The following is a 23,493-nucleotide window of genomic DNA, read 5'->3' as shown; positions in this document are numbered from 1 at the left end:
GCCTAATAAAACCTCCGGTCCGTTCTAGTGTTTGAAATGACGGACGCCGGTGAATACCATAGCGATTCCGTGCTCGTTCGCAACCTTGATCGATTCCTCGTCCCGGACAGAGCCGCCCGGCTGGATGACCGCCGTAATGCCCGCTTTGGCCGCGATTTCAAGCGTATCGCCCATCGGGAAGAATGCGTCGGAAGCGAGTATCGCGCCCTTGGCCTTGTCGCCCGCCTGCTCGATGGCGATCTTTGCCGCGCCCACGCGGTTCATTTGTCCCGCGCCTACGCCGATCGTCATGTCGTCCGCCGCGAGCACGATAGCGTTCGACTTCACATGCTTGACGACCTTCCAGCCGAATAGAAGCTGCTTCAGCTCTTCTTCGGTCGGCTTGCGGTCCGTTACAACCTTGAGATCGTCTTCGTTGACGGAGTGAACGTCACTTTCCTGCACGACCATGCCGCCCTCAACCGTTGTGACGACAAAGCTGCTCTTCCGCGCTGCAGCCTCGCCAAGCCCTCCGATTTTCAGCAGGCGGATGTTCTTCTTCTTCGTGAGGATCTCCAGCGCTTCATCCGTAAAGCCCGGAGCGAGGATGATTTCCAGGAAAATGTCCTTCAGCAGATTCGCCGTATCGGAATCGATATAGCGGTTCGCCGCCACGATGCCGCCGAAGATGGAAACCGGATCGGCGTTGTAGGCTTTTTGGTAAGCCTGCAAAATGCTCTCGCCGACGCCTACGCCGCAAGGATTCATATGCTTAACCGCAACTACGGCCGGCTCGTCGAATTCCTTGACGATTTGCAATGCCGCATTGGCGTCATTGATGTTATTGTAGGACAGTTCCTTACCGTGCAGCTGCTCGGCGCCGGTCAACGTGTCCTGCGCCGCCAGAGGCGTGCGGTAGAATGCCGCCTTCTGATGCGGGTTCTCGCCATAGCGCAGATCCTGAATCTTCTCGTAAGTTACCGTGTAGCGCTCCGGCAGCGGTTCGCCGGTCACCTTGGACAGATAGTCGGAAATCAGGGCGTCGTAAGCCGCCGTATGGCGGAATACTTTTGCCGCAAGCCGTTTGCGGGTTTCCAGTGTCGTGTCGCCGCCCGCGCGCACTTCTTCAAGCACCTTGGCGTAATCGTCGGCGTCCACCACTACGCTTACAAACGCATGGTTCTTCGCCGCCGAACGCAGCATGGTCGGACCGCCGATGTCGATGTTTTCAATCGCTTCCTCGTAAGTCACATCGGGCTTGGCGATGGTCTCCGCGAACGGGTACAGATTTACAACGACCAGGTCGATGTAATCCAGACCAAGCTCTTTCATCTGGCGCGTATGCTCCTCGTTGTCCCGAACGGCCAGCAGGCCGCTGTGAACGGCAGGATGCAGTGTTTTGACGCGTCCGTCCATAATTTCCGGAAAGCCCGTTACATCGGAGATGCCGATGACCGGTACGCCTTCTTTGGCCAATAGGGTGCTCGTTCCGCCCGTGGAGATGATTTCTACGCCCAATGCCGACAGCTCGCGGCAAAAATCCACGATGCCCCGTTTATCCGATACGCTGACCAGCGCTCTTTTGATACTCACTTTGTATAGTCCTCCTCCATTTTGACTTGCCGTTTATTGGGTAAAACATTGACTGCATGAATGATTCAGGCGCTGAACGTCCTGTTCCTCGCTTCCGGCAGCCATCCTACGCAAAAGGATGCTCTTGCTTTTTAATATATCCCGATCCGGTCCGGAAGCCCGCTTATCCGACATTTCTCACCGCTTGTGCAATATTTCCCGAGAAATATCATAACTCCCGGCGTTCATCGTTCAAATGTCGAATGAAGCTGACTTTGAGAACCGTCCTGCCGCCATTATTGCCGAACCGTTGCTTTTCTTCCGTCCAGCTTGATCTTTCCGGCCGCAAAAGCGGCGACCACTTCAGGATAAAGCTCGTACTCGATGCGGTGAATACGCTCAGCCAGCGAATCGGCCGTATCTCCGTCCTCTACCGCAAGCGCGCGCTGGGCAATGACCGGTCCCGTATCCATGCCGCCATCGACAAAATGCACCGTAACTCCCGTCAGCTTCACGCCGTAGTCCAACGCCTGTCCGATCGCGTCCTTCCCGGCGAAGGCCGGCAGCAGCGACGGATGAATATTAATGATGCGTCCCTCGTAAGGGGCCAGCAGCACCGGGGTGATGAGCCGCATATATCCGGCCAGCACAATGAGCCCGATCTCTCGCCGCTTGAGCTCCTCTACAATCCGCGCTTCGTACTGCTCGCGGCTGTCAAAATCCTTGGGCCGCAGCAGCAGGGATGCAATCCCCGCCTCCTGCGCGCGCTGCGCCACAGGTGCTTCCGGCCTGTCGGACACCAGCAGTTCGATGACGCCGCCGCCAAGCCGCCCTTCACGCTGCGCCTGCGCCAGCGCCGCAAAATTGCTGCCCTGCCCCGAAGCAAACACAGCGATCCGGCTGTAGTTCATCATACATCCGCTCCCGTAAAGGTGACCTTGCGTTCTCCTTCCGTGACCTTGCCGATGACATACGCTTCCTCGCTGCTGTCTTTCAGCAGCTGGAGCGCTTTGTCCGCGTCGTCCGAGCCCACTACGAGCACCAGCCCGATACCCATATTGAAGGTCGTGAACATATCGCGGTTGGTCACGCTGCCTTTACGCTGAAGCAGCTCGAAAATCGGCAAAATCGGCCAGGAGCCGTACTGGATGTCCACATTGACGTTATCCGGCAGCACACGCGGAATGTTCTCGATGAAGCCTCCGCCTGTAATATGCGCCATGCCCTTCACCGGAAGCTGTTCCAGCAGTCCGAGAAGCGGTTTAACGTAGATTTTGGTCGGAGCGAGCAGCACGTCGGAAAGCGGTGCGCCCAGTTCCGGCAGCACCTCATCCAGGCTGTATCCGCCTTCTCCGTCAAGCAAAAGCTTCCGCACCAGCGAGAACCCGTTGCTGTGCACACCGCTGGAAGCAAGTCCGATCACTGTATCGCCTGGCGCGATATGTTCGCCGGTTACCAGCTTGGCTTTATCGGCAACGCCCACGGTAAATCCGGCGATATCATACTCACCTTCCGCGTACATGCCCGGCATTTCCGCCGTCTCTCCGCCGATCAGCGCGCAGCCCGCCTGATGGCAGCCTTCCGCGATCCCCGAAACGATGGCTTCGATCTTCTCCGGCACCACCTTGTCGCAGGCCAGATAATCCAGGAAAAAGAGCGGCTCCGCGCCCTGCACGACAATATCGTTCACGCACATGGCGACCGCGTCGATGCCGATCGTATCGTGGCGGTCCGCCGCGAAGGCGATCTTCAGTTTCGTGCCGACTCCGTCCGTTCCGGATACGAGCACAGGCTCCTCGTACTTGTCTTTATTCAAGCCAAACAGCGCACCGAAGCCGCCGAGATCCGTCATGACCTCAGGGCGAAACGTGCGCTTTACATGCTTCTTCATTCGTTCTACCGCTTCATTGCCCGCCGCAATATCCACACCGGCGTTTTTGTAAGCTTCCGACACTTGGACACCTCTTTTCATGTAGTTAAGCAAAAGATTCCGGTTAAGTCGTCATTTCGTGGACAGCTTGGACTTCCGATCGCTGTTATGCTCGGATTTCCTGATTGAACCGCCTCGCGGTTGAAATCCGAGCATAAAGGCGAACGCTATCGCTTCTCCAGTTCCAACCTTCCCCTTCATGACGCCTTCCCGGAATCGAGGGGGAGCGGGATAGGCCGGGCGCCTAGGAACGGCGCCCGTGCCCGGGGCGAGGCCTGCCGCGATTTCGCATAGCGAACAGCACGGGGCGGTCGAGCCCTCAATGCACCGCTATGCGAAGCAGCGGTGCCAACGCGCCCCGGCGGCGGCCGCAGGCCGGATGCCGGGGGACGCAGCGCCGTAAAGCGTGTCCCGCCGACCGCGAGGAGCGGAAGGGACGATAAGCGTCTACCCGCACTAGCCCCCGCTTAGCAAGTTCAAACTAAACTCCGTTACTCCGAGCTTTCGGGTGGCCGGAGGGCTGGCCCTCCGGGGTCCCCCTTGGCAAGGGGGATTTAGGGGGATGGACCCACGGATGGACCCACGGATGGACCCACCTTAGCAGCCGCAGCCTTCCTTCTCCGCCCCGCCAAAGTCAACCTGCGTCGGATAATCGTTATCGAAACAGGACAGGCACAGCCCGCCTTTGTATTCTCCGCCGCTCAGGCCGCCGATGGACTGGATTAGCCCTTCGGGCGACAGGAACGCCAGCGAATCCGCGTTGATTTCGCGGCGGATTTCTTCAATCGACTGATGCGAAGCGATCAGCTCGCGGCGGTCCGGCGTGTCGATGCCGTAGAAGCACGGGTTCTTGAAAGGCGGCGAGGTGATGCGCACATGCACCTCGGTCGCACCCGCTTCGCGCAGCAGATTGACGATCCGGCGCGAGGTCGTGCCCCGCACGATGGAGTCGTCGATCATGACGACGCGCTGGCCTTCCACGACGCGGCGGACGGCGCTGAGCTTCATTTTGACGCCCTGTTCACGCAGCTCCTGGCTCGGTTGGATGAATGTCCGGCCAGTATATTTGTTCTTGATCAGCCCAAGCTCGTAAGGAATGCCGGTCTGCTCCGCGTAGCCAATCGCGGCGGAGATACTGGAGTCCGGCACGCCGGTCACGATATCGGCGTCGACAAAGCCTTCAAGCGCGAGCCGGCTGCCCATCCGCTTGCGGGCGGCGTGCAGGTTCGCTCCGTTCATATCACTGTCCGGCCGGGCGAAATAAATATACTCCATCGCGCACAGCGCCTTGCGCTGCGGCTCAGCGAACCGGTCCTCGGTCAAGCCGTTCTCGTCCAGAATAAGCAGTTCGCCCGGCTGAATATCACGGACAAGCTCCGCGCCGATCGTCTCCAGCGCGCAGGATTCGGAAGCGAAAATATACGCTTCCCCAACGCGCCCCATCACGAGCGGCCGCAGGCCGTTCGGGTCGGAAGCAACCAACAGCTTGTCGTTGGTCATCAGCAGAAAAGCGAAGCCGCCGACGAGCTGCTGAAGGGCCTCTTTGGCCGCTTCCACAAAATCCTTCGGCGAGCGCGCGATCAGATGCGCCAGCACCTCGGTATCGCTTGTCGTTTGGAAGATCGAGCCGCTGCTCTCAAGCTGACGCCGGATCAGCGGCTCGTTCACGATGTTGCCGTTCGTGGCAATCGCCAGATCGCCATCGCGGTATTTAAAGATGAGCGGCTGCGCGTTCGTCAGCCGGCTGTCGCCGCTGGTGGAATAACGCACATGCCCGATGGACATGTCGCCGACCAGTGACTGGATTTTATCCTTGTCGAATACTTCTTTGACAAGTCCCATACCGCGGTGGTAATTGAAATCCCGGCCGTTCGCCACGCAGATCCCCGCGCTTTCCTCACCGCGGTGTTGAAGCGCGTGAAGGCCGTAATAAGACATGGAAGCGGCTTCCGGGTGTCCGAAGACCCCGAAAACGCCGCATTCTTCTTTTAATGTATCAAATATATCTCCCGAGCCCGTTCCTTCGTTGTAAAAGTCGCCGGTCCACAGGAGGGGTTCCGCCTGCTTGTTCCCGGTCTTTATTTCATAAGACATGGAATAGCATCCTCCCAAATGGTTGTAAACTCCGCCACCGGTTCGTCCAAGGCGGAAGAACCGTCAAGATTTACGCGCAGACGGTCGCCGCCTACGCTGCCGATAACCTGAACCGGCACGCCCGCAGCGGCGATATACGCACGCAGTTCCTCAGCCTTGTCGCTCGAAGCGGTAAGCAGAATGCGCGACTGGCTCTCGCTGAACAGCGCCACATCGCGGCGCAGGCCGTTCGAAGCCAGTTCAACGTTAGCGCCGATCCGGCCGCTGATGCAGCTCTCGGCCAGCGCAACCGCCAGACCGCCTTCGGAGAGGTCATGCGCCGAGCGGACAAGGCCGCTGCGGATGGCGCCAAGCACGGCGTCAAGCAGCTTGCGCTCAACCGCAAGATCAAGCTGCGGCGGACGGCCTTCCGTTACGCCGTGCACGGCATACTGGAGCTCGCTGCCGCCAAGCTCCGCGCGCGTTTCACCGAGCAGCAGAATAGCGTCGCCTTCGCTCTTGAAGGCTTGAGTCGTAATATGATCCGTATCTTCTACCAGTCCCACCATGCCGACTACCGGAGTCGGATAGATAGCACCCGTTGCGTTCTCGTTGTAAAGGCTGACGTTGCCGCCGATAACCGGCGTATCCAGCACACGGCAGGCTTCCGCCATGCCGTCAACGGCGCGCTCCATCTGCCAGAAAATATCCGGCTTCTCCGGGCTGCCGAAGTTCAGGTTGTCCGTAATCGCCAGCGGCTGCGCGCCGGAGCAGACGATGTTCCGCGCCGCTTCGCCGACCGCGATTTTGCCGCCGACTTCAGGGTCAAGGTATACGTAGCGGCCGTTGCAGTCCGTCGTCATCGCAAGGCCTTTGCGCGTGCCGTTAATCGTCACGACCGCAGCGTCCGAGCCGGGGCGAACCGCCGTGCTGGTGCGAACCATGTAGTCATACTGGTTGTAAATCCACGCTTTGCTTGCCACCGTCGGGGAAGCCAGCACTTTCTTCAGTGCGCCGCCAAGGTCGGTCACTTCTTCATAGCGAAGCGTATCGACAGCCGCGTTTTCCTCGTAATAAGCCGGTACGGAAGAAGGCTTGTCGTACACCGGACACTCATCTACCAGCGCCGTTACCGGCATATCACCAACTACTTCACCGTGATGGAACAGCTTCAACCGGCCATCGTCCGTTACCTTGCCGACTTTGCAGCAGATAACGCCCCAGCGGTCGAAAATCTCCTGTGCCTGGGCCTCATCCTTCGGCTCGACAACGAACAGCATCCGTTCCTGGGACTCCGACAGCATCATCTCGTAAGGCGTCATGTCTTCCTCGCGCTGCGGCACCTGGTCGAGATACAGTTCCAGACCGTTGCCCGCCTTGCTCGCCATTTCTGAGCTCGAGCAGGTCAGACCCGCCGCGCCCATGTCCTGAATGCCAAGGACGATGCCGGTGTCGATCAGCTCGAGGCAGGCTTCCATAACCAGCTTCTCCATGAACGGATCGCCGACCTGCACCGCCGTCTTCTTCGCTTCCGACTCCTCGCTCAGCTCCACCGAAGCGAAGGTCGCACCGTGGATGCCGTCGCGTCCCGTAGGCGGTCCAACGTAGAATACCGGGTTGCCTACGCCTTTGGCGACACCGCGCTGGATTTTGTCGTGGTCAATGAGACCGACGCACATGGCGTTGACGAGCGGATTGCCGTCATAGCTGTTGTCGAACATCACTTCGCCGCCGACGGTCGGGATGCCGATACAGTTGCCGTACCCCGCAATGCCGGACACGACATGCTCGAACAGATATTTTACCCGGTCGCTCTCAAGCTTGCCGAAACGAAGGGAGTTCAGAATGGCTACCGGTCTTGCACCCATCGAGAAAATATCGCGGATAATCCCGCCCACGCCCGTTGCGGCGCCTTGGTATGGCTCGACCGCCGAAGGGTGGTTGTGGCTTTCGATTTTGAATACAACGGCCTGGTTGTCGCCGATATCCACGATCCCTGCGCCTTCGCCCGGTCCCATCAGGACGCGGGGTCCGCTTACCGGGAAGCGGCGAAGCAGCGGCTTCGAATTCTTGTACGCGCAGTGTTCGGACCACATAACGCTGAACACGCCGATCTCGGTATAGTTCGGAAGGCGTCCCATGAACGAGCAGATCAGCTCGTATTCGCTGTCCGACACGCCGAACTGGCTGTAAATTTTCTGGTCCTTGATTTGCTCCGCGGTCGGTTCCTTAGCGGACACTTGCTGTGCCATGAGTATCCCTCCAGGTTTTCAAAATGGAACTGAACATTCTCTTGCCGTCTTCCGAGCCGAGCAGGGTATTGACCGCCCGCTCCGGATGCGGCATCATGCCGACGACGTTGCCGCGCTCATTGGAGATGCCCGCAATATCGGCGACAGAGCCGTTAGGATTGTCCGTATAAGTAAATACGATCTGGTTGTTCGCTTTAAGCGAAGCCAGCGTCTCTTCGTCGCAGTAATAGTTGCCTTCGCCGTGGGCGATCGGAATGACGATTTCTTCGCCTTCCGCATAGTCCTTCGTGAACGGCGTTTTATAATTAACGACCTTAAGCGTCGTATCGTGACATCGGAATTTGATCGATTCATTCCGGCGCAGCGCGCCCGGCAGCAGTCCCGCCTCGGTCAGAATCTGGAAGCCGTTGCAGATGCCGAGCACGTACTTGCCCTGCTCAGCCGCTTTGGCTACCTCGTTCATCACGGGAGCGAACTGCGAAATCGCGCCGCAGCGCAAATAGTCGCCGTAAGAAAAGCCGCCCGGAACGATAATGCAATCATAATCGGACAGGTCGGTCGCCGTATGCCACACATAGTCAACGGGCTCGCCAAGCGTTTCCTGTACCGCTTTGTAGCAGTCGATATCGCAGTTGGAGCCGGGAAAGACAAGGACAGCAAATTTCATGACATTCACGCCTCCAATTCGTATCGGTAATCCTCGATTACCGTATTTGCGAGCAGCTTCTCGCACATTGCCTTAAGCCGTTTGCCGGCCTCTTCACGGTCGTTCGTATCCAGAGTCAGTTCGATATACTTGCCGATGCGCAGACTTTCAACTTCCTGGAAGCCTACAGAATGAAGCGCCCCTTGTACAGCTACACCCTGGGGATCAAGCACACTTTTTTTAATGGTGACATATACCGTCGCTTTTAACATACCCTTGTCGTTCCTCCTAAATGTTCATGCCGTTAAGCATTTTAATTTATATTGAATTTCCCAATATCCAAATATCCAAAAAATCAGTTCAGCGAATGACCGGTAATCCGGTGGTAAATATCCAGGTAGCGGCGGCTCGTCTCGGCAACGACTTCCTCCGGAAGCGGGTCCGGCGTGCTGTTCTTGTCCCAGGAAGAGGAAGCGAGATAAGCCCGCACCGGCTCCTTGTCCATGCTGTCGATTTCAACATCCAGAGCGTACTTGTCTTTGGCCCAGAAACGGGAAGCATCCGGCGTAAAAATTTCGTCAATCAGGATGACCTTGCCATCCAAGATACCGAACTCGAATTTGCAGTCGGCCAGCAAAATGCCGCGCTCCGCGCAGTAATCTCGTGCGAATCCGTACAGCTTCAGGCTTTTCTCCTTAAGCTCGTTCGCCAGCTCTTCGCCGATCAGCTCCTGCATTTTGGCAAAAGGAATGTCCTCGTCGTGTCCGACGTCGTTCTTGGCCGCCGGGGTGAAGATCGGTTCGTGAAGCTGCCCGTTCTTGCGCAGACCCTCCGGAAGCTTGATGCCGTTCACTTCGCCGGTCGCCTGATACTGACGCCAGCCGCCTCCGGTGATGTAGCCCCGAACGACGCATTCCATATCGATCCGCTGCGCCTTGCACACAACCATAATGCGGTTCCTCAGCAGCTCCGGCTCCTTCGCAATGCTTCCGAGACGGTCAACATCGATATGCACGACATGGTTCTCCAGCAGGTCCTTCGTCTGGCCGAACCAGAACGCGCTCAGCCGGTTCAGCACATTGCCCTTCTCCGGCACCGCCGGTTCCAGCACATAATCGAACGCGGATATCCGGTCGGTCACGACGATCAGCATATGCTCTCCCAAATCGTACAGCTCGCGCACTTTGCCTTTATACAGCAGCGGTGCGTCGATCAAATCCACCGCAGTCGATACGGCAGGGTGTGTCATGGTCTTTCCTCCCTTGAAGAAATGAGTTTAGATCAAGCCCAGCTTACGGAAAATCGTATCGACATTTTTGAGGTGCCACGACGGATTGAACGCGTCTGCGATCTCATCAGGGCTAAGCACCGCCGTGATTTCCGGCGTATTCTCAACGATCTCACGGAAATGCTTCTGCGTCTCCCAAGCCTGCATGGCTCGCGGCTGCACCGTGTCGTAAGCTTGTTCGCGGCTGAAGCCTTTGTCGATCAGCTTCGTCATAACGCGGCCGGAGAACGGCACACCGAAGGTACGCTCCATGTTACGCTTCATATTTTCCGGGAATACGGTCAGGTTCTTCACGATATTGCCGAAGCGGTTCAGCATATAGTTAAGCAGCATCGTCGCATCCGGGAGAATAACCCGTTCCACCGAGGAATGCGAGATGTCGCGTTCATGCCAGAGCGGCACGTTCTCGTAGGCGGTGATCATATGTCCGCGAATGACCCGGGACAGGCCGGAAATGTTCTCGCAGCCGATCGGGTTGCGCTTGTGCGGCATCGCCGATGAACCTTTTTGTCCTTTGGCAAAAGCCTCCTCGACCTCGCGCACCTCGCTCTTTTGCAGAGCGCGGATTTCGGTCGCGAACTTGTCGAGCGAAGTCGCGATCAGCGCCAGCGTCGCCATGTACTCGGCATGCCGGTCACGCTGAAGCGTCTGCGTCGAGATCGGCGCGGGGCTTGTGCCCAGCTTGCGGCAGACGAACTCCTCTACGAACGGGTCGATGTTGGCGTAGGTGCCGACCGCGCCGGAGATTTTGCCGAATTGCACGCCGTTTGCGGCATGGCGGAACCGCTCCAGATTGCGCTTCATTTCCTCATACCACAGCGCCATCTTCAGTCCGAACGTCGTCGGCTCGGCGTGCACGCCGTGCGTGCGGCCCATCATCGGAGTATCTTTGTAGGCAACCGCTTTGTCTTTTAGAATCTCAATGAAATTCACAATATCCTTCTCCAAAATCTCGTTGGCCTGGCGCAGCAGATAGCCGAGCGCCGTGTCAACGACATCGGTGGAGGTCAGGCCGTAATGCACCCATTTGCGCTCCGCCCCGAGGCTCTCCGATACCGCGCGCGTAAACGCGATAACGTCATGGCGTGTCTCCAGCTCAATTTCGTAGATGCGGTCAATATTGAACTCTGCGTTCTCCCGCAGCTTGACCGTATCCTCTTTCGGGATGACGCCAAGCTCCGCCCACGCCTCGCATGCGCACAGCTCCACTTCGAGCCAGGCTTTGAATTTATTTTCTTCGGTCCAGATGGCACGCATTTCCGGTCTGCTGTAACGTTCGATCATGTGATTTCAGTTCCTCCAAAGGTTAGTTTGCTCCACCCAGGCCAGCGCATCCGCCGTATCCTTGCAGAGCAGGTTGATATGGCCCATTTTGCGGCCGGTCTTGCTTTCGGTCTTGCTATATATATGAAGCTTGGGGATGACTCCAAGCCGATTGGCCTCTTCATCGCAAAAGCGTCCGACTGCACCCTCCAGATGCTGGCCCAGCACATTGACCATGACGGCGGGGGTCAGCAGCTCCGTGTCGCCAAGCGGCAGATTGCATACTGCCCGCACATGCTGCTCGAACTGCGAGGTGGCGCAGGCATCCATCGTGTAATGGCCGGAGTTATGCGGCCGGGGCGCCAGTTCATTGACGAACAGTTCGCCGTCCCCGGTGACGAACATCTCCACCGCCAGCAGCCCGACAGCGTCCAGTCCCGCGATGAGCTTCTCGGCCAGCTCGCGGGCTTTGCGCTGGATGGCTTCCGGCACCCGGGCAGGGACGATGGACAGATGGAGAATGTTATTCACATGAATATTCTCCGCTGCTGGAAAGCTTTTCACCTCGCCGCGCGGGCTGCGGGCGGCGATGACCGAAATTTCGCACCGGAACGGCACGAATTTCTCCAGCACCAGCGGGGCGTCCTCTTCCGCTCCTTGGGAGCCGGCGTCTCCTGCTGCCGGCCCGCCTTGCGGCGAAGCGGCCGAGTCGGCCCGCTCCGGCGCTAGCCGCCGGAACGCGTCCTCCAGCTCGTCCTCCCGGCGGAGGACGGCCTGTCCCTTACCGTCATATCCTCCGGTGACGGTCTTCAGCACCGCCGGCAGGCCGAGCTCCGCGGCTGCCGTCTTAAGGTCCGCAAGGCTTGCCACCTTGCGGTACGGGGCCACCGGGACGCCAGCAGCTTCGATGGCGGCCTTCTCGCGCAGCCGGTGCTGCGTCGTGTGCAGCAGCGCGCTGCCCTGGGGCACGTACGATTCCTCCGCCAGCAGCGCGGCTACGCCCGCGTCGACGTTCTCGAACTCGTACGTGATCACGTCCGCGCGGCGCGCAAGCTCACGCGCCGCGTCGATGTCGTCGTACGCCGCGACGATCTGCGGCGATACCTGCCCGCAGGGCGCATCCGGCGCGGGGTCGAGCGCCACGAAGCGATAGCCCATGGCGCTGCCGGCCAGCGCCATCATGCGCCCGAGCTGCCCGCCGCCGAGCACGCCGACGGTCGATCCCGGCCGAAGCGTCCGCGGCTGCGCTTTACGGTCCGGCATGTCCGCACCACCGCTGATTCCGCCGCTCATAGGTCGTCGCTGCCTTCCAGCACTTCGTCGCGGATGGCGTCCCGGCGCCGCTGCGCCCGGCGCTGCACCTCGGGATCGAACGCCCCGATGATCTGGGCCGCCAGCAGCCCGGCATTGACCGCGCCGGCCTTGCCGATGGCAACTGTCGCGACTGGAATGCCTCCCGGCATCTGCACGATGGAGAGCAGCGAATCCAGCCCGTTCAGCGCCTTCGACTGCACCGGTACGCCGATGACCGGCAGGATCGTCTTCGCCGCGACCATGCCCGGCAGATGCGCAGCGCCTCCGGCGCCGGCGATAATGACGCGGATGCCCCGGTCCGCGGCCTCCTCCGCAAAGCGGAACATGAGATCCGGGGTGCGGTGGGCGGACACCACTTTTTTCTCATAGGAGATCTCAAGCTCTTCCAGCACCGCACACGCATGCTGCATTGTTTCCCAATCCGATTTGCTGCCCATGATGACAGCTACCTGCACCGACATTGTTCAACCTGCCTTCCGTTCATGAATGGTTAATCAGCTCCAGTTTCTATCTTGACCCATTTCTCTATAGTTTTCCATAATTCGCACAAAAAAAGCCCGATTCCCTAACGATATTGCGGGAATTTCGGACTACGGAGGAAAAAATAGACATTTTTCGACTTCTCCACTCAAGGAGCGACAGAAAAAAGGACAGCATCGTTTCTGACGGACGGGCCGCAAGCGATGTCGCCTGATGTCTTTTAATTCCCCGTAGTCCGGAAATTTACGGTTCCCGGGTAGAAACTTCCGGGCCCTATCCCCGGATTTATACGAGCTGTTTATGCCTTCAGTTTAACAACCCCCTACACCGTATGTCAACTTAAACACGAACATTATCATAGGCTCCCGGTAAAATGTTCGCTTTTTGACAGAATTACTGTGCTCTATCCCGAATGTCTTTCTTCAAAGCTTGTCCATATCCTGAAGAAGTTGAGACTGCTCCCTTAAAAGGCTTGTGAGAAATGCTTCCTTATATAATGGAATATTTATTACATTATTGTGTCGGTTGCATCCTAGCGCTTCTGGGGCAGACGTTTGCTGATATAATTCATATTTAAATATATTAAGATATATTTAGATATAATTAGATGCTAATAATCATGAAAGGCGAGAACCCTATGCGAATATTGGTGAGTATTGACGATACGGACAACTTTACAACCAAAGGAATAAAGGGAACCGGAGATTTGGCCAAAAATATAGCCCGTGCCATTAAGGCGAACGGCTGGGGCACCTCCAGCAGAATTACCCGGCATCAGCTGCTGCTGCATGAGGACATTCCTTACACCTCGCACAACAGTTCAATGTGCTTCGAAGCGGAGATCGATCCTCAGTATCTTCAAGCTGTCATTGATTTCGGCGCCAGGCATTTGGAAACGGAGAGCGAGCCGGAAGCCGATCCCGGCCTCTGCGTCGTCGTCCCGGAACGGCTTGAGAGCCCTGAGCGATTAATTAACTACGGTTATCTTGCCAAGCGGGAAGTGTTGGATAAGGATGGCGCATACGCGCTGGCAGCGGAGCTTGGCATTAATCTGTCGGAACACGGCGGTACCGGACAAGGAATAATAGGAGCGATGGCCGGAGCGGGACTGCGCCTCGGGGGCAATGACGGGTCGTTCAAAGACAAGCATAAGGTCGGAGAGCCTGGAACCCTTCTTACTGCCGCCGAGCTTTGCACCCTTGCCGGAGTTGACGGAATCCGGAGTCTTGACGGAGACGTTCTGGACGGGGAGGCCACTGTAGTTCTCGGAAATATGGTGAAGTCTGTCTTGTGCGAAGGCCGGGCGGTCATTCCGGTTCAGCGGCTGGAAACTGCGGAGCAAGCGCTCGTCTGGCAGACCTGCTCCAAGCAGCAGATTCATCTGCTCCAGAGGATCGGCCAATGACCGGGAGCGATCGCGATCCCTTTTTATCGGTAAGCCTTAAGGCTGCGGAACAAGCATCGCGCTGCGGCTCCTTCCGCCCCGATGTAGAGGAGGAATGGGTGACGGACGAGCCCTTATCCTGCCTGAACTGTTATTTCCGGCGGTGGACAAGCGATTCTTATCATTGTATGGCAAGCAAGACTGAAATCACCGGTTAGCTTAACGGTAAGGAGGAAGGACCGCATGTACGATATCGTCATCATAGGCGCAGGCATTGTGGGAACCGCGGTTGCCAGGGAGCTGTCCAAATATAAGCTTCGCATTGCCGTGCTTGAGAAAAATAATGAAATCGCCTGCGGCGCGACGAAGGCCAACAGCGGTATTGTCTACAATGGTCACACCGCCCGGCCGGACAAGCTTAAGGGCCGCCTGACCCTGCAGGGCAGGCAGATGTTCGAAGATCTGTGCCGGGAGCTTGATGTTGCGTTTAGACCCGTCGACATGCTGATTGCCGGATTCGACGAGGAAGACGATGCCGCCATTGAGGAGCTTCGCGCAAGGGCTGCCGCCAACGGCATTTCCGGTGTTCGCATCCTCAGCAGAGAAGAAGCCTTGCTGCGTGAGCCATCTCTGAATGAAGGCTTGCGATCGGCGCTGCTCAATCCGGGATGCGGGATCGTCGATCCATGGGAGCTGTGCTTCGCACTGGCGGAGAATGCCGCCGCGAACGGCACGGAGTTCAAGCTGAATACGGAAGTGACCGGACTTGCGCCGCTGCGGGACGGAATCACGGTGGAAACTGCCGCCGGATCGCTGCAAGCCAAGGCTGTCATCAACTGTGCAGGGATCAATACGGACGTCATTAACCGCATGGCGGGCTCGGAGTCTTTCTCCATCCTGCCGAAGCGGGGGCAATATGCCGTGCTTGACCGCAGCGCCAAGTTTCAGATCAGCCACATCGTAGCCCACTGCAAATCCGAGAAAGAAAAAAGCGTCTTCCTCATCCCCACTCTCCACGGCAACGTGATGATCGGGCCGAGCATGGAGCCAACCGAAGACCGCACAAGCAAGAAAACAACGGCCGGACAAATGGAAAAGCTGATGAAATCGGCTCATAAAATTTCACGGCGCATTCCGGAGCGCCAGGTCATCCGCTCTTTCGCGGGACTAAAGGCCAAATGCAGCGCTGGCGATTTCCTGATCCGGGAATCGGAGGTAATGAACGGGCTGATCCATGCCGCCGGAATCAACAACCCCGGCTTGACCTGCTCTCCGGCAATCGCCGTCCACATCGCGGGTCTGGTTGCTTCGATGTACGGGCGAATGGGGCTTACGCTTGAACTGAGCCCCGCCTTTGTTCCACATCGCCGCGGCATCGTCTCTTTCAAGTCCATCCCTTACGGCGAGAGAAATCTGTGGGTTCAGCAGCACCCCGGCTACGGCCGCATCGTATGCAGATGTGAGCAGGTCACCGAAGGCGAGATCCGTGAATCCATCGGGCGTATGCCCGGAGCGAGCTCCGTGAACGGCGTCAAGCTCCGGACAAGAGCCGGAATGGGCAGATGCCAGGGCGGCTTCTGCGGGCCGAAGGTTGCAAGCCTGCTGTCTGAGGAACTGGACCGGAGAATGGAACAGGTGTTATACGAAAATAACGGGTCGGAGCTTTTGTCTGATTCAATGCCTTAAAGAGGCGGAAGGGAGGCCATGCATGAAACGGTTTGAGCTTGCGGTCATCGGCGGAGGCCCTGCGGGACTGGCAGCTGCGCTGGAAGCTAGACAAAGGGGCATTAAGCGCATTATCCTGCTGGAACGGGAGCGGGAATTAGGCGGGATTCTGCAGCAGTGCGTACACAGCGGATTCGGGCTGCATCTGTTCAAAGAGGAGCTGACCGGACCTGAATACGCCGAACGGTTCATCGAATCCATAGGGCAGTCGGATATTGTGTGCAAGACGGACACAACCGTGCTTGAAATAACGGATCGGCGAACGGTTACGGCCGTCAATGATACCGACGGCTATATGGAAATTGAGGCGGAAGCGCTCGTGCTGGCGACCGGCTGCCGGGAACGGACACGGGAAGCCGTCGGCATCCCGGGCGACCGTCCGGCCGGAATCCTGACCGCCGGCAGTGCCCAGCGTTTCATGAATCTGGAAGGCTATCGCATCGGAAAGCGAGCCGTCATTCTCGGATCGGGCGATGTCGGCCTGATTATGGCCCGCCGGCTGACGCTTGAAGGCAGCGAAGTTGCCGCTGTTGTCGAAGCCATGCCCGCCCCTTCCGGTCTGCGCCGCAATGTCATTCAGTGCCTGGACGACTTCGGCATCCCCCTCCTTCTCGGCCATACCGTCACTTCCGTGATCGGGAAGAACCGGCTCGAAGGAGTCCGGATTGCGCAAGTGGACAGCCGCATGCAGCCTATTTCAGGCACGGAAACCTTGATCCCGTGCGACGCGCTGCTTCTCTCTGTCGGTCTGATCCCGGAGAATGACCTGGCTCTGCAAGCTGGCATTGCCATTAACGAAGACAACCAAGGACTGGCTGTCGCTGAGCGGATGCAGACAAGCGCCGAGGGAATCTTCGCTTGCGGGAACGCGGTGTCCATCCATAGTCTGGCCGATTATGTCACCATCCAGGGAAGGTTGGCCGGACGCTCCGCGGCAAGCTTCATCCTTGACCGGCAGCGACGGACAGGGCTTGATCCGGATCATCCAGACAGGAGGCATATGGCCAGATGATGAAGCAGAGCACTCTTACCTGTATTGTCTGCCCGAAGGAATGCGCCCTTGACGTGTATTCGCTGGATCGGGTGGTAACCTATATCTCCGGGTATTCCTGCGAGCGGGGGAAGCGCTACGCCCATGACGAGACCCTCTGCCCCTCCCGCATAGTGACCACGACGGTCTCCATTGAGGGCGGTGTCTGCAAGCGGCTGCCCGTCCGCTCCAGCGGACCTCTGCCGAAGGAACGGATGGGCGAATGGATGCGGCTGGTCAAAGAGCTCCGGGTAAAAGCCCCCGTACGGGCCGGAGAGGTACTGATCGCCGGCATTCTGGGAACCGGTACAGACGTCATCAGTTCAAAAAGCGTTGCGCTGGATCAGCAATCATCAGTTGCTCATGACATATCCGGTGCAGGATGTTAATTTACATCGGGACCAATACTGTAATGAAATAGATCCCAGCCTAAATGGAACATGGTATACTGATAGAAATACTAAGAGTATGAAGTGTTCTTTACGAGGACGGGCGGCTAAAGGCCGTCGATTATTCAGACTGAACACGGAGCCGCTAAAATGGAGGTTGTCGAGTGTGATTAAGGAGCTTGTCAAGAAAAACCGAACGTACAGAAGATTTTATGAGGATGTTAAAATTGAGCGGGAAACTTTGGAGGAACTGATTGATCTGGCGCGCCTTTCTTCGAGCGGCGGCAATTTGCAATCCCTGAAGTACATCCTTTCTCATGATGATGAGAAGAACAGCCTGATCTTTCCGCATCTGAGATGGGCGGGCTATTTGACGGATTGGGATGGACCGGAGGAGGGCGAGCGGCCTTCGGCTTATATCGTGGTGCTGGGCGATAAGGAGATAAGCGCCAACCATTTCTGGGATCATGGAATCGCTTGTCAAAGCATCCTGTTGGGCGCTTGTGAGAAGGGCCTCGGGGGCTGCATGTTCGGCGCAAGCAATAAGCAGGCTTTAACAGAGGCGCTGCATATTCCGGAGCGATACGAGGTTATACTGGTTATTGCGCTTGGCAAACCGAAGGAAGTTGTTGTCCTGGAAGAAGTGGCGGACCCGCAGGATATCAAATACTGGCGTGATGAACAAGGCGTCCATCATGTGCCGAAGCGGAAACTGGAGGACATCATCGTTAATTTGTAATTAACTCGATAGAACCGTAACGCGAAAAGAGCAGAGACTCGTTTCCATGCCTCTTTTCGCAAGTACGGGTTGTTATATCCTCTTATAGTTAATAAAAAAGGAACGCCGAAGCGTCCCTTTTTGACTAAAATTATTTATTTTACAACGAGGACCGGAATCCGCGCACTCTGCACCACATTGTGGCTGACACTGCCGAGCACGAACTCGCGAATGCCTCCGAGGCCCCGGCTGCCGATCACGATCACGTCCACCGCCTGATCCTTGGCGTATTTCAGAATCGTCTCCGCAGGCGCCCCCTGCAGCAGCTCTACCTTCGCATTCAGCCCTTCATCCGCAAGCCGCCGCTTCACTTCTTCTGTCGTCTGCACCGCCAAATCGTAATAATCCTTGTTGACCGAAGCCGGGAGAGGCGCGAGAGCTTCCCCGATAAAGAACCGCGGGAATTCAAATGCGTGTACGACATGCAGGGAGGACCCCGGCGTTACCTTGGCCAATTCGACCGCGCGATCCAACGCTTTGTTGGCGGCTTTCGAACCGTCATAGGCGAGCAAGATTTTAGAGAATAACATGTACGCCACCTCTTTTTCCAATTTGTCCTGCCTAATGAAAGATTTATTGCAAAAAATAGCTGTACATCAGGACGTTCAGAAGCACCAATGCCGGAATTCCAATGACAAAGGATAGATGCCGTGTCTTGTGGCGTCTGCGGTACATAGCCGTCATCACGCCGAGAGCCCCTCCGATCGCCGCCAGCAAAAAGAGCGTTTTCTCCGGAACACGTTCCTTTCTGCCGCGGGCTTTATCCTTGTCCTCCGACATGACGATGTAGCCGATAATGTTGATTATTGCAAACCATAGCACCACAATATTGACCATTCCCGGCTCCTCTCCTCCTGCCGCCCTATACCTCTATTATATTACCCTTTCAGGCAAAAAACCAACTAGCGCCCGCCTTCGAATCACCGGTGGTCCTGCCTTTCACATCGCTCACACCTCATGGGCCTGCGGCAAATTACGACTGAGAAGGGAGCTGCCCGTCTTGTACCCGAGGTCTGTTTTTATACGCCTCGCCCCAGTCACGCATCAGCAAAATAATTGGAACCAGCGTCCGTCCGAACTCTGTCAGCGAATATTCGACCTTGGGCGGCACCTGATGATACACTTCCCGGTGAATCACGCCGTCCTCTTCCAGCTCTCTCAGCTGCAGGGTCAGCATTCGTTGCGTAATAGTCGGGCAGATTCGTCTGAAATCGCTGAATCTTTTGGTTCCTTCAACCAGGTGGTAGAGCAGAACCCCTTTCCATTTCCCCCCGATCACATCCAGCGTATATTCAACCGGGCAGCCCTGGTCATTCGGGCATTCACCGTATCCGTTCTTGCGGTTTCTCATGCCAATCCTCCTTGGTATCAAATTCGATACTATATCACATTAATGTGCGTACTTATTATTTTGTAACCATTTGTTTAATATAAACATAGGACATTTTTTTACTTTTGCCTACCCAAAAATGAACCAAGGAGCTGGAGAGCATATGAGCAACAGCAAGCAAACGATGAAAGCCGTAGGATTGTACAAATATCTGGATATCTCGCAGCCGGAGAGCCTGATCGATCTTGAAATCGAAAAGCCGGTTCCCGCCGGCCGGGATCTGCTCGTCAAGGTAGGCGCCATATCCGTCAACCCGGTTGACGTCAAGGTTCGCGCTCCCAAAGCGAAGACGGAGTCGTCGCCGAAGGTGCTGGGCTGGGATGTCGCGGGCATCGTCGAGCAGACGGGACCGGACTGCACCCTGTTTAAACCGGGAGATGAGGTGTATTACGCAGGCGCCATTGACCGTCCGGGCGGGAACAGTGAGTATCATCTTGTCGATGAACGTATCGCCGGGAGCAAGCCCGCTTCTCTCGATTTTGCCCAAGCGGCCGCGCTTCCGCTGACGACGATAACCGCATGGGAGGCACTCTTCGAACGTCTGGGCATCCCGATGTCCAAGGAGGATAATACCGGCAAAACGCTGCTAATTATCGGTGCCGCCGGCGGCGTCGGATCTATCGCCATTCAGTTGGCCAAATATGCGGGACTCACCGTGATCGGCACCGCTTCCCGCTCCGAATCGTCCGAATGGGCCAAGGGCCTCGGAGCCGATTATATCATCAGCCATTACGAGCCGTTCCTTGCTCAAATGAAAGCTGCCGGGCTTTCTTATGCCGATTATATTCTGTGCCTGAACGCCACGGTGCAGCACTGGGGGCATATGGCCGAAGCCATTGCTCCGCAGGGAAAAATATGCTCGATCGTCGAAACCGAAGAGCCGCTTGACCTGAACCTGCTCAAAAATAAAAGCGCCACTTTCACGTGGGAATTCATGTTCACCCGCTCGCTGTATCAAACCCCGGATATGATCAAGCAGCATGAGCTGCTGAATGAAAACGCCCGCCTGATCGACTCCAGAGTAATCCGCACCACCCTGACCGACCTACTAGAGCCGATCAACGCCGCTAATCTGCGCAAGGCACATGCCATGATCGAAACGGGCCGGACGGTCGGGAAGATCGTATTGGAGCATTTTGAATAAATCCGCTTGAGGCGTATCGACATACAAACCTTCTGGCTGCAAAAAAAACTCCCAGTAAAGCCGTGGGCAACCCCACCCGCTTTGCCGGGAGTTTTCTCATTCCTGCTTGGCCCTCGAACGGGATTCCCGTCTTGACTTCTTATACAACCCTTGACCCTTCATATTCCGATTCGTGCTTTTATCGGCTTATCCGGCCCTTATTGTCCCTCTTGTTTGCCTTCCAAGGCCGCTTTGAGCAGATCACCGAGGCTTGTGCCAATGCTCTCTGGCTTGCTGTACTGGTTCACCAGCTTCTGCTGTTCCCGCTTGTTCATATGCTTGCTGTCCTTATTCACGGTCTCCGTAATTCCACAGCTGAGGCATTGAACGTACAGGCCTGCTTTGCCTTCCTTCAGCTCCATCTTCTTATGGCACTGCGGGCAGCGGCGGTTCGACAGCCGTTTCTCTCCGGCCCGGGTATAGCCGCAGTCGTCCGCCGGACATACAAGCAGCTTGCCGCGCTTCGATTTCTTCTCCAGCAGCCGCGTGCCGCACTGCGGGCAGTGGCTGCTCGAAACATTATGCGGCTTGTACTCCGCGCCGCTGTTCTTGACTTCCGCGACTAGCTCCTTCGCCATGCCGCGAATGCCCTGCAGGAACGGCTCCGGCTTCCCTTGGCCGCGGGCAATCCGCTCCAGCTCGGCCTCCCAGCGGGCCGTCAATTCCGGTGTGCGGAGTTGCGGCGACACCAGCTCGATGAGCTGCTTGCCCTCGCCGGTCGGATGCAGGACATTGCCCTGCCGCTCGATCGTATCCGACGATACGAGCTTCTCAATAATGTCCGCCCGGGTGGCCGGCGTACCGAGGCCGTGCTTCTCCATCTGCGTCAGCAGCGCAGCCTCGCTGTAACGTCCCGGCGGCTGCGTCCGGCCGCCGCGCAGCATGCAGCGGCGGATCGATACCGTGTCGCCCTGCCGCAGCTCCGGCAGCGTAATGCCGCGCCCTTCCGCCTCGCCTCCTCCGGACTCCTCATCCTCGTCCGTACTGAGGTCGCCGCCGTAGACTTCACGCCAGCCGGCGTCCTTGACGGTGGTGCCCTTGGCCGTGAAAGTCTCGCCGTCCACCGTAACCGTTACGGATACCGCATCGTAACGTGCCGGGGGATAGAACAGGCTGATGAACCGGCGCACGATCAAGTCGTACAGCTTGCGCTCCTCCGTACTGAGCTGGTTCAGCAGAACCGTTTGCTCCGTCGGAATAATCGCATGGTGATCACTCACCTTGCTGTCGTCGACGATCCGCTTCGTAATATTCAGCGGCTTCCGCACCAGCGGACGGGCAAGCGTCGCATAAGGACCTACCGCTACGCTGTTCAGACGCTCCTTCAGCGTCCCGGTCATATCGGCCGTCAGATACCGGCTGTCTGTCCGGGGATACGTGACCAGCTTATGCTGCTCATAGAGCCGCTGAAGCACGCTCGACGTCTGCTTCGCCGAGAAGCCGAATTTGCGGTTCGCGTCCCGCTGGAGCTCGGTCAAATCGTAAGCGAGCGGATGCGGCTCGATTTTCTCGCTTTTTTGCACCTTTGCCAGCGTGCCGCTCCGTCCCTCCAGGCGCTTGGCCAGCACGGCGCTCTTATCCTTATCAAAAATCCGGCCGTCTCCCCCGCCTGCTCTCCACTGTGCCTGGAAATTCCCGAAGTCCGCGACCAGCGTATCGAATTCCTGTGACCGGAAATTCATGATTTCCCGTTCCCGGTCCATGATCATGCCAAGCGTCGGCGTCTGTACGCGGCCCGCCGAGAGTGGAGCCCCAAACTTCGTGGTCAGCGCCCGGGTCACATTAAGGCCGACCATCCAGTCGGCCTCGGCGCGGCAGCGCGCCGACTCGTACAGCCGGTCGAACTCCCGGCCCGGCTTCAGCGATGCAAAGCCTTCCTTGATCGCCTTATCGGTCTGGGAAGAGATCCACAGCCGCCGGAACGGCTTTTTCCAATGGGACATGGTCATAATCCACCTCGCCAGCAGTTCCCCTTCGCGAGCCGCATCTGTCGCGATAATAAGCTCGCCGACATCCTGACGCTTCATCAGATGCTGAACCGCCTTGAACTGTCCGCCCGTCTCCCGCAGCACTTTCAGCTTCATCCGGTCCGGCAGGATCGGCAGGTCTTCCAGCGCCCAGGTTGCAAATTTATGGTCATAATCCTCGGGCTCCGCAAGTCCCACCAGATGGCCGAGCGCCCAGGTCACAATATACTCCGGTCCTTCCATATAGCTCTTTTGCTTCTCCCGGCAGCCCATCACCCGCGCAATTTCGCGCGCCACCGACGGCTTTTCCGCTAGTACCAATACTTTCATAGCTCGCTCCTTTCCATATACCGGACTATTATACCATTATGTGCAGGGACGGGAACAAGCACGCCCGCTTTAAGGTCTGTCGATCCACCGGTATCGGAGCATCATCCTTTCCGCCATCATAAAAAAACGGCTTCCTCTCACTCACTGGTAAGAATAAGCCGCCCTTATTGACACTCCTTATTCGGAATCGAAATCCAGACTCGCTTCAAAATACACCTTATTTTCCCGTAGCCCTCGCACATAAAATCCTTCACTGGTTTCCGGCGACACCTGAATTATCATTTCTTCCCCATAGGTCGCCTCCTGCAAGTACGAAATCCGGAAGTGCCGCAGCTGTTTCTTTTCAAAAACAGTCAACGGAAGCGCATCACTGCATAAGTCTCCATAGCGCGCATTATTCAAATGTCCGTAATTATCCAGTCCGCTGTATCTGACCTGATACCGGTAAGCCTCGGTTAACGCAATGTCTTGGGGAGTGACGACTTTTTCGGGGATATCCCCTACCGAATCGCCGGTATAG

General features: G+C 57.2%; 23 protein-coding genes and 1 riboswitch (1 of these 24 cut by a window edge). Of the genes, 7 read left to right on the top strand and 16 right to left on the bottom strand.

Going from position 1 to position 23,493, the window contains the following annotated elements:
• Positions 1-24 precede the first annotated feature (24 nt).
• From purH to purE, 11 genes are all read right to left on the bottom strand, one after another.
• A complete protein-coding gene (gene purH / locus PSAB_RS03175; protein ID WP_025333148.1) occupies positions 25-1,572 on the bottom strand; it encodes a bifunctional phosphoribosylaminoimidazolecarboxamide formyltransferase/IMP cyclohydrolase in 1,548 nt (515 codons plus the stop codon).
• Between the two features lie 275 nt (positions 1,573-1,847).
• Positions 1,848-2,462: a phosphoribosylglycinamide formyltransferase gene (purN, locus tag PSAB_RS03170; RefSeq protein ID WP_025333147.1), complete on the bottom strand. Its 615-nt coding sequence runs from the start codon at positions 2,460-2,462 to the stop codon at positions 1,848-1,850.
• On the bottom strand, positions 2,462-3,505 hold the full coding sequence (gene purM / locus PSAB_RS03165) for a phosphoribosylformylglycinamidine cyclo-ligase (protein WP_025333146.1): 1,044 nt from the start codon (positions 3,503-3,505) through the stop codon (positions 2,462-2,464). Before purM ends, purN begins: the two co-directional genes overlap by 1 nt.
• 573 nt (positions 3,506-4,078) lie before the next feature.
• The gene (gene purF, locus PSAB_RS03160) at positions 4,079-5,575 is read right to left on the bottom strand and encodes an amidophosphoribosyltransferase (protein ID WP_025333145.1); all 1,497 of its coding nucleotides are present in this window, start codon (positions 5,573-5,575) and stop codon (positions 4,079-4,081) included.
• Positions 5,560-7,806 carry a phosphoribosylformylglycinamidine synthase subunit PurL gene (gene purL, locus PSAB_RS03155; RefSeq protein WP_025333144.1) on the bottom strand — a complete coding sequence of 749 codons (2,247 nt, stop codon included), beginning with the start codon at positions 7,804-7,806 and terminating at the stop codon, positions 5,560-5,562. The genes purF and purL overlap by 16 nt, the downstream gene beginning before the upstream one ends.
• The gene (gene purQ, locus PSAB_RS03150) at positions 7,784-8,473 is read right to left on the bottom strand and encodes a phosphoribosylformylglycinamidine synthase subunit PurQ (protein WP_025333143.1); all 690 of its coding nucleotides are present in this window, start codon (positions 8,471-8,473) and stop codon (positions 7,784-7,786) included. Before purQ ends, purL begins: the two co-directional genes overlap by 23 nt.
• A 5-nt stretch (positions 8,474-8,478) precedes the next feature.
• On the bottom strand, positions 8,479-8,724 hold the full coding sequence (purS, locus tag PSAB_RS03145; RefSeq protein WP_025333142.1) for a phosphoribosylformylglycinamidine synthase subunit PurS: 246 nt from the start codon (positions 8,722-8,724) through the stop codon (positions 8,479-8,481).
• 83 nt (positions 8,725-8,807) lie between these two features.
• Positions 8,808-9,701, bottom strand: a complete 894-nt coding sequence (locus PSAB_RS03140) for a phosphoribosylaminoimidazolesuccinocarboxamide synthase (RefSeq protein WP_025333141.1) — start codon at positions 9,699-9,701, stop codon at positions 8,808-8,810.
• 27 nt (positions 9,702-9,728) lie between these two features.
• Entirely contained in the window at positions 9,729-11,024 is a 1,296-nt protein-coding gene (purB, locus tag PSAB_RS03135; RefSeq protein WP_025333140.1) for an adenylosuccinate lyase, read from the bottom strand.
• Between the two features lie 6 nt (positions 11,025-11,030).
• Positions 11,031-12,266, bottom strand: a complete 1,236-nt coding sequence (locus PSAB_RS03130; protein ID WP_025333139.1) for a 5-(carboxyamino)imidazole ribonucleotide synthase — start codon at positions 12,264-12,266, stop codon at positions 11,031-11,033.
• Between the two features lie 26 nt (positions 12,267-12,292).
• Positions 12,293-12,778 carry a 5-(carboxyamino)imidazole ribonucleotide mutase gene (gene purE / locus PSAB_RS03125; protein WP_025333138.1) on the bottom strand — a complete coding sequence of 162 codons (486 nt, stop codon included), beginning with the start codon at positions 12,776-12,778 and terminating at the stop codon, positions 12,293-12,295.
• Between the two features lie 230 nt (positions 12,779-13,008).
• Positions 13,009-13,110: riboswitch (purine riboswitch) on the bottom strand.
• A 324-nt stretch (positions 13,111-13,434) separates the two neighbouring features.
• Between purE and PSAB_RS03120 the strand changes: the two genes are divergently transcribed.
• The 6 genes from PSAB_RS03120 (at position 13,435) to PSAB_RS03095 (ending at position 18,064) form a co-directional block, all read left to right on the top strand.
• On the top strand, positions 13,435-14,202 hold the full coding sequence (locus tag PSAB_RS03120) for a hypothetical protein (RefSeq protein ID WP_025333137.1): 768 nt from the start codon (positions 13,435-13,437) through the stop codon (positions 14,200-14,202).
• Complete coding sequence (locus PSAB_RS03115) at positions 14,199-14,399, top strand: hypothetical protein (protein WP_025333136.1); 201 nt, start codon at positions 14,199-14,201, stop codon at positions 14,397-14,399. Before PSAB_RS03120 ends, PSAB_RS03115 begins: the two co-directional genes overlap by 4 nt.
• 25 nt (positions 14,400-14,424) lie before the next feature.
• Complete coding sequence (locus PSAB_RS03110) at positions 14,425-15,867, top strand: NAD(P)/FAD-dependent oxidoreductase (RefSeq protein WP_025333135.1); 1,443 nt, start codon at positions 14,425-14,427, stop codon at positions 15,865-15,867.
• Positions 15,868-15,889: 22 nt separating this feature from the next.
• The gene (locus PSAB_RS03105; RefSeq protein WP_025333134.1) at positions 15,890-16,918 is read left to right on the top strand and encodes an NAD(P)/FAD-dependent oxidoreductase; all 1,029 of its coding nucleotides are present in this window, start codon (positions 15,890-15,892) and stop codon (positions 16,916-16,918) included.
• Entirely contained in the window at positions 16,915-17,325 is a 411-nt protein-coding gene (locus PSAB_RS03100; RefSeq protein WP_051529707.1) for a DUF1667 domain-containing protein, read from the top strand. Before PSAB_RS03105 ends, PSAB_RS03100 begins: the two co-directional genes overlap by 4 nt.
• Before the next feature lie 166 nt (positions 17,326-17,491).
• A complete protein-coding gene (locus tag PSAB_RS03095; RefSeq protein WP_025333132.1) occupies positions 17,492-18,064 on the top strand; it encodes a nitroreductase family protein in 573 nt (190 codons plus the stop codon).
• A gap of 134 nt (positions 18,065-18,198) precedes the next feature.
• Here PSAB_RS03095 and PSAB_RS03090 read toward each other — a convergent pair whose 3' ends face one another.
• The 3 genes from PSAB_RS03090 to PSAB_RS03080 form a co-directional block, all read right to left on the bottom strand.
• The gene (locus tag PSAB_RS03090; protein WP_025333131.1) at positions 18,199-18,633 is read right to left on the bottom strand and encodes a universal stress protein; all 435 of its coding nucleotides are present in this window, start codon (positions 18,631-18,633) and stop codon (positions 18,199-18,201) included.
• A gap of 43 nt (positions 18,634-18,676) precedes the next feature.
• On the bottom strand, positions 18,677-18,940 hold the full coding sequence (locus tag PSAB_RS03085) for a DUF1294 domain-containing protein (protein WP_025333130.1): 264 nt from the start codon (positions 18,938-18,940) through the stop codon (positions 18,677-18,679).
• A 136-nt stretch (positions 18,941-19,076) separates the two neighbouring features.
• The gene (locus PSAB_RS03080) at positions 19,077-19,454 is read right to left on the bottom strand and encodes a winged helix-turn-helix transcriptional regulator (protein WP_025333129.1); all 378 of its coding nucleotides are present in this window, start codon (positions 19,452-19,454) and stop codon (positions 19,077-19,079) included.
• A 142-nt stretch (positions 19,455-19,596) separates the two neighbouring features.
• Here PSAB_RS03080 and PSAB_RS03075 point away from each other — a divergent pair, with 142 nt between their 5' ends.
• Positions 19,597-20,637 carry a zinc-binding alcohol dehydrogenase family protein gene (locus PSAB_RS03075; protein ID WP_025333128.1) on the top strand — a complete coding sequence of 347 codons (1,041 nt, stop codon included), beginning with the start codon at positions 19,597-19,599 and terminating at the stop codon, positions 20,635-20,637.
• A 197-nt stretch (positions 20,638-20,834) separates the two neighbouring features.
• Here PSAB_RS03075 and PSAB_RS03070 read toward each other — a convergent pair whose 3' ends face one another.
• Together PSAB_RS03070 and PSAB_RS03065 are read right to left on the bottom strand one after the other, a co-directional pair.
• Positions 20,835-22,973, bottom strand: a complete 2,139-nt coding sequence (locus PSAB_RS03070; RefSeq protein WP_025333127.1) for a DNA topoisomerase III — start codon at positions 22,971-22,973, stop codon at positions 20,835-20,837.
• 177 nt (positions 22,974-23,150) lie between these two features.
• Positions 23,151-23,493, bottom strand: the 3' portion of a protein-coding gene (locus tag PSAB_RS03065; protein ID WP_051529706.1) for an acyl-[acyl-carrier-protein] thioesterase. Its footprint extends 407 nt past the window's final position; only the last 343 of its 750 coding nucleotides appear in the window; the start codon falls outside the window, past its right edge; it ends in the stop codon at positions 23,151-23,153.

The organism is Paenibacillus sabinae T27, from assembly GCF_000612505.1.
GTDB classification, from domain to species: Bacteria; Bacillota; Bacilli; order Paenibacillales; family Paenibacillaceae; genus Paenibacillus_AQ; species Paenibacillus_AQ sabinae.
Note: the sequence above shows the minus strand (reverse complement) of the source record. Positions and strands in the feature narration are given on the sequence as shown.

Coding starts and splice junctions, on each gene's coding strand:
- purN (WP_025333147.1), bottom strand. CDS start 2,462: ATGAACTACAGCCGGATCGCTGTGTTTGCTTCGGGGCAGGGCAGCAAT.
- purF (WP_025333145.1), bottom strand. CDS start 5,575: ATGTCTTATGAAATAAAGACCGGGAACAAGCAGGCGGAACCCCTCCTG.
- purL (WP_025333144.1), bottom strand. CDS start 7,806: ATGGCACAGCAAGTGTCCGCTAAGGAACCGACCGCGGAGCAAATCAAG.
- purQ (WP_025333143.1), bottom strand. CDS start 8,473: ATGAAATTTGCTGTCCTTGTCTTTCCCGGCTCCAACTGCGATATCGAC.
- purS (WP_025333142.1), bottom strand. CDS start 8,724: ATGTTAAAAGCGACGGTATATGTCACCATTAAAAAAAGTGTGCTTGAT.
- PSAB_RS03140 (WP_025333141.1), bottom strand. CDS start 9,701: ATGACACACCCTGCCGTATCGACTGCGGTGGATTTGATCGACGCACCG.
- purB (WP_025333140.1), bottom strand. CDS start 11,024: ATGATCGAACGTTACAGCAGACCGGAAATGCGTGCCATCTGGACCGAA.
- PSAB_RS03130 (WP_025333139.1), bottom strand. CDS start 12,266: ATGCCGGACCGTAAAGCGCAGCCGCGGACGCTTCGGCCGGGATCGACC.
- purE (WP_025333138.1), bottom strand. CDS start 12,778: ATGTCGGTGCAGGTAGCTGTCATCATGGGCAGCAAATCGGATTGGGAA.
- PSAB_RS03120 (WP_025333137.1), top strand. CDS start 13,435: ATGCGAATATTGGTGAGTATTGACGATACGGACAACTTTACAACCAAA.
- PSAB_RS03115 (WP_025333136.1), top strand. CDS start 14,199: ATGACCGGGAGCGATCGCGATCCCTTTTTATCGGTAAGCCTTAAGGCT.
- PSAB_RS03110 (WP_025333135.1), top strand. CDS start 14,425: ATGTACGATATCGTCATCATAGGCGCAGGCATTGTGGGAACCGCGGTT.
- PSAB_RS03105 (WP_025333134.1), top strand. CDS start 15,890: ATGAAACGGTTTGAGCTTGCGGTCATCGGCGGAGGCCCTGCGGGACTG.
- PSAB_RS03100 (WP_051529707.1), top strand. CDS start 16,915: ATGATGAAGCAGAGCACTCTTACCTGTATTGTCTGCCCGAAGGAATGC.
- PSAB_RS03090 (WP_025333131.1), bottom strand. CDS start 18,633: ATGTTATTCTCTAAAATCTTGCTCGCCTATGACGGTTCGAAAGCCGCC.
- PSAB_RS03085 (WP_025333130.1), bottom strand. CDS start 18,940: ATGGTCAATATTGTGGTGCTATGGTTTGCAATAATCAACATTATCGGC.
- PSAB_RS03080 (WP_025333129.1), bottom strand. CDS start 19,454: ATGAGAAACCGCAAGAACGGATACGGTGAATGCCCGAATGACCAGGGC.
- PSAB_RS03075 (WP_025333128.1), top strand. CDS start 19,597: ATGAGCAACAGCAAGCAAACGATGAAAGCCGTAGGATTGTACAAATAT.
- PSAB_RS03070 (WP_025333127.1), bottom strand. CDS start 22,973: ATGAAAGTATTGGTACTAGCGGAAAAGCCGTCGGTGGCGCGCGAAATT.